The organism is Paenibacillus sp. SER-28 (assembly GCF_052906305.1).
Genome location: NZ_JBRECM010000002.1, coordinates 172976 through 184735, shown reverse-complemented (window position 1 = coordinate 184735; position 11760 = coordinate 172976). Strand labels below are relative to the sequence as shown.

Annotated in this window: 11 protein-coding genes; 3 read left to right on the top strand and 8 right to left on the bottom strand. The window is 43.6% G+C overall.

The window, feature by feature from the left end; translation table 11 throughout:
• Nucleotides 1-131 precede the first annotated feature (131 nt).
• On the bottom strand, nucleotides 132-1757 hold the full coding sequence (locus tag ACUYLD_RS06220; RefSeq protein ID WP_446674628.1) for a response regulator transcription factor: 1626 nt from the start codon (nucleotides 1755-1757) through the stop codon (nucleotides 132-134).
• The gene (locus ACUYLD_RS06215) at nucleotides 1732-3552 is read right to left on the bottom strand and encodes a sensor histidine kinase (RefSeq protein WP_446674627.1); all 1821 of its coding nucleotides are present in this window, start codon (nucleotides 3550-3552) and stop codon (nucleotides 1732-1734) included. Before ACUYLD_RS06215 ends, ACUYLD_RS06220 begins: the two co-directional genes overlap by 26 nt.
• 114 nt (nucleotides 3553-3666) lie before the next feature.
• On the opposite strand from ACUYLD_RS06215, the gene ACUYLD_RS06210 reads away from it, so the two are divergent.
• Nucleotides 3667-3819 (top strand): hypothetical protein, encoded by a 153-nt coding sequence (locus ACUYLD_RS06210; protein ID WP_172828254.1) that lies wholly within the window; start codon nucleotides 3667-3669, stop codon nucleotides 3817-3819.
• 5 nt (nucleotides 3820-3824) lie between these two features.
• On the opposite strand, the gene ACUYLD_RS06205 is transcribed toward ACUYLD_RS06210, so the two are convergent.
• Nucleotides 3825-4262: a NucA/NucB deoxyribonuclease domain-containing protein gene (locus tag ACUYLD_RS06205; protein ID WP_302057298.1), complete on the bottom strand. Its 438-nt coding sequence runs from the start codon at nucleotides 4260-4262 to the stop codon at nucleotides 3825-3827.
• 140 nt (nucleotides 4263-4402) lie between these two features.
• On the opposite strand from ACUYLD_RS06205, the gene ACUYLD_RS06200 reads away from it, so the two are divergent.
• Both ACUYLD_RS06200 and ACUYLD_RS06195 read left to right on the top strand, forming a co-directional pair.
• Entirely contained in the window at nucleotides 4403-4597 is a 195-nt protein-coding gene (locus tag ACUYLD_RS06200) for a hypothetical protein (RefSeq protein ID WP_061828457.1), read from the top strand.
• A 388-nt stretch (nucleotides 4598-4985) separates the two neighbouring features.
• Nucleotides 4986-5288, top strand: coding sequence for a hypothetical protein (locus tag ACUYLD_RS06195; RefSeq protein ID WP_061828458.1), 303 nt, complete (start codon nucleotides 4986-4988; stop codon nucleotides 5286-5288).
• A 69-nt stretch (nucleotides 5289-5357) separates the two neighbouring features.
• Here the strand turns inward: ACUYLD_RS06195 and ACUYLD_RS06190 are convergent, their stop codons facing one another.
• From ACUYLD_RS06190 to ACUYLD_RS06170, 5 genes are all read right to left on the bottom strand, one after another.
• Nucleotides 5358-7244, bottom strand: coding sequence for an Ig-like domain-containing protein (locus tag ACUYLD_RS06190; protein WP_446674626.1), 1887 nt, complete (start codon nucleotides 7242-7244; stop codon nucleotides 5358-5360).
• 120 nt (nucleotides 7245-7364) lie between these two features.
• On the bottom strand, nucleotides 7365-7787 hold the full coding sequence (locus tag ACUYLD_RS06185) for a hypothetical protein (RefSeq protein ID WP_061828460.1): 423 nt from the start codon (nucleotides 7785-7787) through the stop codon (nucleotides 7365-7367).
• Nucleotides 7788-7803: 16 nt separating this feature from the next.
• Complete coding sequence (locus tag ACUYLD_RS06180) at nucleotides 7804-8472, bottom strand: uracil-DNA glycosylase (protein ID WP_013310967.1); 669 nt, start codon at nucleotides 8470-8472, stop codon at nucleotides 7804-7806.
• A 259-nt stretch (nucleotides 8473-8731) separates the two neighbouring features.
• The gene (locus tag ACUYLD_RS06175) at nucleotides 8732-9394 is read right to left on the bottom strand and encodes an S-layer homology domain-containing protein (protein ID WP_446674625.1); all 663 of its coding nucleotides are present in this window, start codon (nucleotides 9392-9394) and stop codon (nucleotides 8732-8734) included.
• Between the two features lie 120 nt (nucleotides 9395-9514).
• Nucleotides 9515-11575: a glycosyl hydrolase 115 family protein gene (locus ACUYLD_RS06170; protein ID WP_446674624.1), complete on the bottom strand. Its 2061-nt coding sequence runs from the start codon at nucleotides 11573-11575 to the stop codon at nucleotides 9515-9517.
• Nucleotides 11576-11760 lie beyond the last annotated feature (185 nt).

Here is an 11760-nt window from a genome sequence, read left to right as displayed (position 1 = left end):
TCCCCCTCTAAAAATCATTATCTACTCTTTTATTATAAGAGGGCTTTTCTTCACAGCCTATGTCACAAAATAAATATTTCTGCACCTTTCCCAACTGATCTTTGCTGGTTTCGTCCTTACTGGTCCCATCTTTACTGGTCCCGAAATTCATGCGGAGTCATTCCGTAATGCTTTTTGAACATCTTACTGAAATATTGGGGATTCTGGTAGCCTAGTTCTGTCGTAATTTCGTATATTTTTTTGTTGGAATATTTGAGCAAATAAAGAGCCCGCTCCATTCTCATTCGGATAATATAGTCACCCAGACCTTCTCCGGTTTCAGCTTTATAAATTTTAGACAGATAGACTGGATGAAGATAAACCTGATCAGCAATCGTCTTAACAGACAGCTCCTGGCCTTTATCCTGGGAGATGAGCTCCTGAACCTGCTTGACCACATAGCTTTTAGCGCTTTGCTCGCTTGCGGACCATTCAGATTTAAGTTTGTTCATCATGGAAAATATCCACTCTTTGAGGTGGGGGAACGAATGAACCATTTTCTGCGCATGTAACGGATCGAAGCCTACTTGATCCATCTGCGTAATGAAACGTCCTTGTTTGTGCGCTGTATACATAAAGGCGCTCGTCACCGAAATAAACAGCTCATATAAATGCTCGCGTGTATATCCCACCTCTTCCATTTTTCCAAATACACGGCTCACTTTCGCTTCGGCCTCGTCCCATTGCCTGGATTCAAGCAGATGAGTAAGCGTTGGGTGCATATAAAGCCCCTCCAGTGACTTAACTGAGCTGTGTGGCTGTTCTGTCTGTTCTTCTATGAATAGCAGTGTATCCGTCTCCTCCTGATGGTTCCAGTATAAGGATCTAATCGCTGTCTGATATAGCTTAGGTAGTTCCTCTGGAAACTTAAACCATCCGGTTAATGCAACGTAAATTTCCCCTTTCAAGTAATTGCTCACATTTTTTCGAAAGGTCTCAATCGCCGCACTCAAAAAACGATTCTGCTCATCCGCGCTCCGTTCAGGGAATGAATTCCAATTTCCTTCTATTAATACAATTAAGCAGTCATGCGGCGCTTTGCAATGCCAAACGTGAAAATCAGGTGCGAACACTTCTTCGGCAATATTTCCAATCGCATACTCAATTAAGGAGACTGAATGATAGTCCATATCAGAAAAATGCTTTCCTAGCTGAATAAGCAGCATACTGGCAGGATGTCCCGTGCGTAGCTTGATTTCGTACTCGGACATTTTGCTCTCTATTTTTGGTACTGGTAAATCACGCCCGAGTAGCAAATCATGCATCAAATGGGTCCGCAGTACACCAAAATCGTTTCTGCGGCTATATTGTAATTGATGAACCTTGTCAAATGCTTCCCATTCTTCCTTTAGCGAATCCATGGCGGCTGACACACATTTGATAAACTCATCATCATCTACCGGCTTTAAAATGTAATCAAAAGCCTTAAGCTGGAGCGCTTTTTTAGCATATTCAAAATCGGCATAGCCTGTCAGTAACAAACTCCGGATATGTGGCCATCGCTCGTTTACTTCAACAATCAACTCCAGTCCCGTCATACCAGGCATACGAATATCCGTAACCAGAATATCAATATCGTACGCTTCCAGCACATCCACTGCTGCTAATGCGGAAGCCGCTTGATGAACCCTCTCGATGCCTAGCGTCTCCCACGGAATGGTAGCTGCCAGACTTTCTGTTACATAACTCTCATCATCTACTAGTAATATCTGAACCATCTGGTCCCTCCGTTTTAACTATATTCGAATTTGGCGAAGGCCCAATTAAACCATTCGCATGCTCTCCTTCTGTTGAGATCGACCATTTTAAAACTGCACGCAATCCTCCCAATGGAGACAAAGAGAATTCCAGTCCTGCATCTTCTCCAAAATGTAATCGCATACGTTGATGCACATTCCATAGACCATATCCATGTTCCTCTTCCACAGGCTTGTCAAGCGTTGATGTCAGGGCAGTTATAGCCTCTCTACTCAAACCGAGTCCGTTATCATCCACAATCAGGTACATATACGAGCCAACACGCTCGGTTAAAATATGAATTACACCATCCTCCGCTTGAGGCTCTATCCCGTGCAGCACCGCATTTTCCACCAGTGGCTGCACTACAAGCGGCGGAATCAGCAGACTGCTAACCTGTGAAGAAACATGAATTAAGAACGTTAGCCTTGGCATACGCATCTGCTGTATGTTCAAATAATATTGAACAAATTCGACTTCCTCTGACAATGGAACTAAATCCCGCTCCTGTCTGGTTGTATATCGATAATACCTGGATAAATTATGAGCCATGGCCACGACCGCCTCATGATTGCGCAGCTTCGCCATACTTGTAATAAACGAAAAACAATTATAAAAAAAATGCGGATTGATTTGTGACTGGAGCTGCTTTAGTCGCGCTTCCTTGACATGTAGCTGCTCAACATACACCTTCTCAAACAGCTCCTGAATCTGTTCGACCATCAGATTAAATTGACTAGACAGGAAAGCAAACTCGTGACTCCCCCTTAGACTTAATCGAACAGCATAGTCTCCATCCTTTAGTCTCCGAAATGCCCGCACAAGCTGAAGAATCGGCACTTGTACCTGTGAATGAAGCAAGTAAGCGCCAATCAAGCCTACCAGCAGCGAGCCAACAACAGTTATATAAAACAGTCGATTCGATGAGTAAATCGGAGACATCATATTGGACAAAGGCATATAATCAATCAAATACCACCCCGTCGTTTGCGAAAGAACGGCATGAACCAGGTAGCTTTCTTCTCCAATTTTCACAGTCAGATTATCAACTTCATGGAGCCCCATTTTTTCTAATTTTGAAATCAGCTGTCCAGACAGCTCTTCATTGGCAGTACGATTATAGATCGCTCCTACGCCTTTTTTATAATAAAAAGGCTCCTTTCGGCCATCACCTTTGAAGCGGTCAAGCATATCCTGAATATTACTGCTGTCAAATTCAACTTTAATAATCGTGTTAGCGGTTTCGGGATTACCAAGCGAAGAAAACGGGGATAATGTATACAATGAAAATATAAATTGGTCTTTCCCGTATGATCTTTTTTTGGATACCTGCCAGCCGTCTTTTATCAGCTGATTTAGTTTTTTCTGGTCATATAAACCTGCTCCATTCTCCGATACAACTCGTCCAAGCGAAGGAGAATAGATACTCAGCCCGGTTCTCCAATTAGAAGAGCTTTCCTGAAGCCCAAGCTTGGTTTGAATCCGTTTGACCAGGTTAATTCCATCCAGATTGAGAACCTTGTCCTTCAAAAAAATCGCTTGAAAACTGGCTACATCGGGATCATGAATCAGCAGATGCGGCCAGGAGGAAATCATTTCAATATTCGTATTCACCTGGTTTTGAAAAAAAGTCAGCTGATTATAATTAGATTGATTCAGCTCCTCACGTAATACACCTGTCGTTGTCTGATTAGAATAGACATACAGGATCAGCACAGGTATAAGCAATACAATAACGATGGAGACGATTTTAGTATAAAAATTAAATTTAAACATGCGTTCTACACATCCTCTGCACAAAAAACAGGCATACTTAAATGGTATGCCAGAGCCCTGACCTTCGTTGCCGTCAGTACATACTATACATTATCAATGGTTGGCGGTGATAATATGTTTGATGCTAAGCAAATGGAATGGTTTGACCAACTATCCGCTGAAGACTTGGCCATTTTAGGTGCCGGCTTCAATACACTAGGTGATTTTTTTGATTTTCTGGCGTTGATTAAGGCCAGACAGGAAACAGCCCAAGGTAATAAAAAGTAATAGCACTATTTCACAACAAATTTCACACGAGTTCCATCCTCATACTCATCCAATTGGTGACTGACCCATGATCCTGCCCCACGATTATCCTTAGGGGCTATGTATTTGATATTTGCACCTTTGCCACCTTCTGAGCACATAGCCATCGGCCATTCGTCACGATCGTATCCTTTACGAGTGGGAACACCTGCAAGCGAATGCTTGCGATTTTGCTCGGCTCCTTCACGGTCAATTGTGCATACCGGTGATTTTCCCGCCTGAATGGCTTCCTTAATATGCTGCGCTGTTTCAGGGTAACGACCTGACGGGAATTGCAGCGTAACCTGAGCCGATGAAGGCGGGTTCTCTCCTGTCATTTTCGTAAGAAGATTGCCTCCTTCAAACCAGTACGCGCCCGCAGCTAGCAGCACTAAAGCTATAAAACTTAGCAATTTTTTCTTCAATTTCCCTCTTCCCTTCAAGCTATTCCAGTAGATACCTTCAACTAAGGTAATCCCCGGATTTTATTTTTTGTAACCCCTTACTGACTATAAAAAAAGGTTGAATATTCGACGACAAATAGTATAGAGAGGAGGTTGTACGAATGAACGATGAGATCAAACTGGCCGTGAGCCAAATGCAAGCCGTTGTAGTCCGGTTACTGAATGGAAGTACCTTAATTGGCTGGCCTAAGCTCCTATCTGACCAAGAAACTCAGCAATTCAAGCTCTACGATGACGAACACGTATATACGATTTCCGTTAATGACGTGGATACGGTCGCAAGAGTTATTGTATAAGATTACAGGGAGCGACTTAATGAGACATCCAGTGGACAAGCCCGAACAAAGCACACCACAGGAGAAGACTGATCAGAATCCCCCAAAATAAACCTTTAAAAAGCTTCATACCTTACTGACAACCTTTCCGACTGGGCTTTTTCCCCATTATAACATGTCAGAAAGACAGCTGTCGCAGCTTGCTCTTATATCATCTTCGTATCATATATATTAAATTTTAAAATCACGACACAAAGGAAATAACGAAATAATTCCGAAAATTATGCCTGATCACCAGTGAAAATGCAATCATGACATAATAAAAGTCACATTTTAATCAAAATTTAATGAAAGTTTTCCGAAAATGATGTATAATTATTGACATAACAAAACGCACGAGGTGATCATCATGGCATTATTAAACAGAGTTCATGAATTAAAATTGCAACTGCCTAACGAGCATCATAGCATTTCCCAATACGTGGAGCATGCATTGCATTCGATTGACAGTTTTGTGGAGCAACATCGTCAATTTGTAGCCGCTCAGGCTCTATATGGTGAAAAAATCAATGGTACAGAAGAAAGACTGTTCCGAGACACAATTTCTGAGATTAAAGCCCAACTGGTAGCTACTTTGGAAAAGACAGTTGAAGACTTCGCACACAAAGGCGATAAGCACTGGAAAAATCATTATCAGGACGGCGTAGAATAAGCTGAAAATAACCCCCGGTCTTTGGACCGGGGGTTATTTTATATAAGTGGATGTGGCAATATGCGTAGACTATTTTAACACTCTAGCCGATGTCGCTACAGTCTTACCACCATAAACTACTTTGATACTGGAACTTCCGGTATCAATCGCCTTCACCTGACCGCCAGTAACCTGTACGATCGACGGTTTGGAAGATGTCCATACCGCTGAGCTTGTCACATCGGTAGTTGCACCTGAATCATAAACTGCATTCACACTAAGCACTTGAGAGGAACCTTTAGGTAGCTTCAGGTTTTTATTGCTCAATACCAGTTTGAGCAGCTTAGGTGTGACCTTGATCTCAACGTTAAACGACTTATCCTGATATGTGCCCGTAATCGTTGCGTTTCCAATTCCAACGGCTTTAATGGAAGAGCCTTTTACGATCGCTACGGAAGCATTCGATGTTGTCCATTTCACTTTACTGCTCAGCGTAGCTTTTTTACCTTCCGTATATATACCGATGACTTTGATGGACTTACTTCCTTTCAAATTCATATCAGCACTCGAAAAGCTTGATGTCAATGTAGAAATGGCTCCTTCCACAATGACAGGTACTTTCACATATTTGTTCATATACATAGCCTTGATTCCAGAGTTACCGCCATTCACCGCTTTTACTTTACCATTTGCTACTGTAACTGCGGCTGTTGTACCTACCCAGCTTACCTGATTGGTAACATCAAGTATTCCGCCACCAGCCATGTGTGCTTTTACTGTCGGAATACTTGCTTCTTGGCCTGCAACCAATACGTATTTTTTCTCTGAAGCGGTTAGTTTAAGTACTTTGTATTGCACAGTCACTGGAATATCAAGTTTGAGTGCACCTACCGTTGCTGTCAATGTTGCACTGCCTGGGTTCACTGCAACTAGCTTACCATTTGCTATTTTAACTGCACTTTCACTGCTTAAGCTCCATTTTACATCGGATTGAACTGCTTTTTTTGCTCCATTGACCAAATAAGCAGATATACTCGGAAGAGAAGTTTTGCCTCCTGTTTCGAGAGTCAGACTGGCTTTGCTCGAAACCAGTTTTTCAACCGTTGGAAGTACATTAATCTTCAGAGTCTTGCTCAAACCGTGATAGGACGCTGTAATCGTCGAATTGCCTGCATCCATTGGTGTGATTTTACCTTGCTCGACTGTGGCAACCAGCGGATTAGAGGAAGTCCATTCTGCCGTGTTGGTTACATCTGTTTTGCCGCCAGTCAGGTTGACATCGGTTGCACTAACCTGAATTGGGGAGCTACCCAGAAAGACCGATTTGGCCCCAGTTGCACTCAATACTAACGCCTGAGAAGAAGAACGCACATACACAATCGTTTGTGCTTTAAGTTCATCTTTGCTTGCCTTAATGTAAGTCACGCCTTTGGCAAGTGGACGAACAAGACCATCTTCAACGGTAGCAACAGCCGCATTCGAAGAAGTCCATTCGACACCGGATACATTTTCCGTCCCACCTCCAGTAAGTACACCTTGAGCAGTCAATTGCTTTGATTCTCCGCCAATCGTCAAATTAATGGGACTAGACGGATTTAATTGCAGCTTGCTGTAAGGCGATTTTACTGTAATCGTTGTACTTACCGTTTGCTTCTCATATGTGGCAACAACCTTAATCTGCCCTTTTGACACAGGAGTAATGAGCCCCTTATCAACCTTTAAAATGCTTGAATCCCCAGAGATCCATTCTGCCTTTTGGGTAACATCTTCTTTGCCCTTTTCAGTCAATGACCACACTTTTAATTGAGCGGGGCTTCCACCCAGATTCAATGTAGTCGGATTTTGACTGTCCCACTGTACCGTGGAGGTCGTGCTCTCCTCAGCCCGGATCAAACCCGCTGGCCATGCTGCAAATACAAACATCAGCAAAGCAAGTAAGAAGGTACTCCGTTTGCTCATACGTTTCATACGCTCCATTCGTTTCTCTCCCTTAGTTTCATCTCTATAAAATAGGATAGAATTAACAATCCCATTACTTTTATCGGTTAGCAGCTTACTAAATTGAACCCTTCATCAAAAAAAGGTGAATAATTACAGTTAAAGTTCTCCACGCAGTGACCTTACCACAAACAAATGCTCTTCTTTAGATAAGGTTTGTCCATCTTCAAGGATTACATTGTGTGCCGAGTGACTAACCAGCTTTACGTTATAAGCAATCAGCTGATCTTCTCTCCAAATCGTCACCGCCGACTGAAAATGAATGGCATTATCAAACTGTAACGGAACACTCATTACATAACCGATAGCGTTGAGCTTCGCCGGATGGCGGCTTCTACGCTCACGCCCCGGAGGTAGCATGGTAATATATGTAATATTTTCAAAAGGAATAGCCAGCATTTTCGGGCCTAAAATAACGCACTTTCGTATATCATCCCATTTTTCAAGCGTGCCGCGCACCTTCTGGGTATGATCGTTGTTGCCGTGATATAAAATGACCTGACGTCCCTTCCATTGACGCATGTCCTCACCTCCAGTGCTAGCGGTTAGGAATCTCCCACCGAATCGGCTCCATTCCATGCTCCTGCAAAAATGCATTGGTACGCGAAAAAGGCTTGCTGCCAAAAAAGCCTCTGTGAGCCGCCAATGGACTCGGATGAACGGATTTCAGCACCAAATGCTTGCTGGTATTCACGAAGCTTGCTTTTTTCTGAGCATGGCTCCCCCACAAAATAAACACTGCTGGCTGCTCGCGCTCATTAATCGCTTCAATGACAGCATCCGTGAAACGTTCCCAACCTATTCCCTGGTGAGATTGCGGTTGTCCTTCACGCACGGTTAACACGTTGTTTAGCAGCAGCACACCTTGCTCAGCCCAAGGAACGAGGTATCCCTGATTCGGAATGGGAGTACCGATATCATCGCGAAGCTCCTTATATATATTTAGTAGAGATGGCGGTGTTCGCACACCAGGTCTAACAGAAAAGCTCAAACCGTGAGCTTGTCCCTCTCCATGATATGGATCCTGTCCCAATATAACCGCTTTGGTCAGATGAAATGGCGTTAATTTAAGTGCGGAAAACAAGTCTTCTTTTGGAGGATATACCTTATGTAACTTGTACTCTCGGGCTAACGTATACCTTAATTCATTAAAGTATGGCTTTTCGACCTCTTCTCGTAGTACATCATCCCAGTCATTTCCAAACATACCCCTGTCTCCTCTCAATTTGTAGATCTGTGAAAACGGTAAGCTTTTTGATCCAAAAAAATAAGCTGAACTCCTCATCCGGAGCCAGCTTATTTATTCGTTACCTGTGTTATATGCCGAAGGACCAGGAAAATATCCTTACGGTAATCAGCTACCGCAGGTCTAAATTCGATTTCCTTATTATAACATTAACGATAATGATGTCAAGTAACTGAAAGCTTAATTCCCTCAGAAGAAAAGCTCTTTATTGCTGTATTTATTACGATTTTGTATGAGCATTCAGGTATACCAATGCATTATATAACATAACAGCAGCTTCGGCACGTGTAATCTCGCTTTTTGGATGAAACTTTTCATTTGCATCCAAGGTATTGACCTTGTAGACTAGCGAGCGTTGAATGCTACCTTGGTAAGAAGGCTCCCGTTCGCTGTCATCCGCAATATTCGCAGGTGCGATTTTAATCATCGGAAGAGCGCCTGCTTTCTCCATGCCCTGAATCAGCATGTGGGTGAACTCTTCCTTAGTCAGAGCTTTGGCAGGATCAATATCCTTTGGAATAACCACACCATTATAATGAGCGTTGATAAAAGCTTCGGCGTACCATGCATTATCCTTAACATGGGTAAACAGTCTACTGACCTGTGGCTCCTTGTTCAAATCAATGGCGGCCAAACTGAGCTGGAATCCGCCGGAGATCAACTGAATGCCTTGGGCAGCGGTGACTTTAGATGACGGGAGAAACTGCGTGTCAGAGGCACCTTTGAGTAGACCCTGATCTTTAAGGGATATAATTTTTTCTTTACCACTTACGTTATCCAAATCCTTAAATTGACGGTCTGCCGCAGACATTTGACCACCAACGGAGAAGGACAAAATGGCTACAGTTGTAATGGCTGCAAATGCACTCTTTCTCATACTCATGTTAAGTTCCACCTTGTAGTTGAATTAAGCCGTTTGGCCATTAACAACTTCATTGACGTAGTATAAGCTGGAAAAGTTGCAGGCAGACGCTGTTGCTTCTTATGCTACATGCCTTCCTTTTTAATATAATACCTTCTCCAGACTGCGTGCCAACTCATCATCGGGAAGGGGCTTGCGATGCGTATTCTCTAGGTAGATATATTTCTCTGTTTCTGGCATTAAATATTGTTTGGACCACAGGAACATATCCGGACTGTCTCCCTGAAGACGAAGAAATCTCCGCACAGTGTCCGCATGAGAAATAGTGTTATCTAGATTGGTTAACCAATCTGCCCGGTAGAAATGCTCCCATCTTCCAGTTCCTGCGAGCGAAAGCGCTTCTTTACCCATTCTGTAGCTCCAAACGGCATGAGAAGCTTGTATAAATGCTCGTGGATAATCTTTTTCAAGGAACAGCCCATAAGCGCTACATAAGCTTGCCAGTCCACGTGAGCCACTTAGATGTAGTTCAATCTGCACAAGCAGTTGATTATACAGCCTGCGACATTCATCTTCAGACAACTGCTTCATGATTTGTAGACACCGCTCTCGCAGTTCAACCCAGTCCGGGATTGCCGACTCGGCTTTTTCCTTGAACCAGCGCACCTGTTCAGGAAAAGGCCTTTTTCCAGTAGCCCAGTACAGCCGTTCATCACTGCCTTCTTTGCCTTGTAGCCAATACCCCATAATTTGCCGAGCCGGATGGTGATAGAATTCCTCCCCTGCCCGATCATCCTTATGCGGGCCATAAACGATCGTACAACGGGAATAATCCCGGTATAATTGGGAAATCTCTTGAAGCTGACTACTGTACAGCCGTCCGATAAAATCAGTAAGCTGCTCTTCAGCATCCACTTCACCCTTCGTCCATAAATTTGCTACTAAATCCAGCGTATATACATGTGGCAAAATATTACCTGAATTGACCAGCAGGTACTCGTCCGCCCCTGAAGTAAACGCTGCTGTTAATTCCTCTACAATCAAGCTGGCTGAGGAGGGAAATTGGGTAAGATGGTTCGACGCTTGCAAGTCGTGGAAGGTCACATGGTAATATACTCCATTCTCGCCCCCATCCTGCGCCTCAGGCAATGCTGGTATACGATAATTAAGATTCCCATGGCGCCGAGATACCATTTTACCGTAACCATTGTCCGCCCATATTTTGATCACCCCTTCGGGTACTTCAATATGCCCCTGCTTGTATAACTCGGCAATCTCACCATACATCGCCATACAGCACACAGGATGCTCCACAAATTCACAGATCATATTGTACTGCTTGCGAACCACATACGAGATTAATTGTCCACGTTTGTCCGGCGTATTAAAGGAAGGATCATCTTCCCAAAAAGGCTTGTCACCCTGCCCGCGAAAAGATAATACCCATACAATCTTCTCTTCCTTTTGCCGTTCAATCGCTTCCTGCCACAGCTGTTCAAACAACTCGGGATGCTCTCTGTAGCTAGCTTGTTTACCCGGAAAGGCGCGCAAAAACATCTCCGCCCCCAACGGTTCAGCATGATGATGTGTGATCCATAAGCCCATGTCTGCTGCAAGCTTATGATGGATACCTGTGCGTGGTAAATCGGTTCCCGGAATCACCATATTTCCACCGCACCGCAGTAACGCTTCAAAAACGGGCTGCCACACCTGCTCCGTCGGTGGATAATCATCCTTCCAGCCAATCAAGCATACCTCATCATTGACAAACCATCCCCGATACCGGACCTTGGACGGTATACTGTCAACATTCTGACTCGGCATTACTATGGTATCCCGCTTAGGCGGGAGGAGCTCCGCCCAGAACCAGAACAGCTCCACACCCAGAGCGAAACGGCTGTAATGAAGCAGTCCATAAATAATTCCCAATTCATCACGGCCAATAATATGGAGTACCGTTCCCTTGCTACCAGCAACAAAACGCAGACAATAGCCCTCTGGCCAATGCGGACAGCTATCTCCTTCCTGCGCATAACGGATAATAATCGAGGGCTCTACTTCTGTTTGCAATGGCTCGCGGCCAAACACTTGCTTATGATCTCGCGCAATCATGTTCCAAGCGTGGGCAATGGGCACACTTTCATCGGTTTGAAGATTGTATCCGCTTTCAGATGAAATAGTCAGAGGTTCACAGGCTTTCATTTATTGTCATCTCCTATTTTTTTCAACTATGAGGATTCTTCTTGTCTTTATTTTATAGGTTGTCAACATACATATAAAGCTGTACCAACGTAAATATACCTTTTTTTCGATAAATCATTTGAGAGTTGAAGCTTCATTTGAGAAAGAAAAAAGTAAGGAACAGGAGAGAAATAAGAAAGACTTGA

What these genes read in the sequence shown, in the direction of transcription:
- ACUYLD_RS06220 (WP_446674628.1), bottom strand. Translation starts at nt 1,757, where the DNA reads ATGGTTCAGATATTACTAGTAGATGATGAGAGTTATGTAACAGAAAGT.
- ACUYLD_RS06215 (WP_446674627.1), bottom strand. Translation starts at nt 3,552, where the DNA reads ATGTTTAAATTTAATTTTTATACTAAAATCGTCTCCATCGTTATTGTA.
- ACUYLD_RS06210 (WP_172828254.1), top strand. Translation starts at nt 3,667, where the DNA reads ATGTTTGATGCTAAGCAAATGGAATGGTTTGACCAACTATCCGCTGAA.
- ACUYLD_RS06200 (WP_061828457.1), top strand. Translation starts at nt 4,403, where the DNA reads ATGAACGATGAGATCAAACTGGCCGTGAGCCAAATGCAAGCCGTTGTA.
- ACUYLD_RS06195 (WP_061828458.1), top strand. Translation starts at nt 4,986, where the DNA reads ATGGCATTATTAAACAGAGTTCATGAATTAAAATTGCAACTGCCTAAC.
- ACUYLD_RS06190 (WP_446674626.1), bottom strand. Translation starts at nt 7,244, where the DNA reads ATGGAGCGTATGAAACGTATGAGCAAACGGAGTACCTTCTTACTTGCT.
- ACUYLD_RS06185 (WP_061828460.1), bottom strand. Translation starts at nt 7,787, where the DNA reads ATGCGTCAATGGAAGGGACGTCAGGTCATTTTATATCACGGCAACAAC.
- ACUYLD_RS06180 (WP_013310967.1), bottom strand. Translation starts at nt 8,472, where the DNA reads ATGTTTGGAAATGACTGGGATGATGTACTACGAGAAGAGGTCGAAAAG.
- ACUYLD_RS06175 (WP_446674625.1), bottom strand. Translation starts at nt 9,394, where the DNA reads ATGAGTATGAGAAAGAGTGCATTTGCAGCCATTACAACTGTAGCCATT.
- ACUYLD_RS06170 (WP_446674624.1), bottom strand. Translation starts at nt 11,575, where the DNA reads ATGAAAGCCTGTGAACCTCTGACTATTTCATCTGAAAGCGGATACAAT.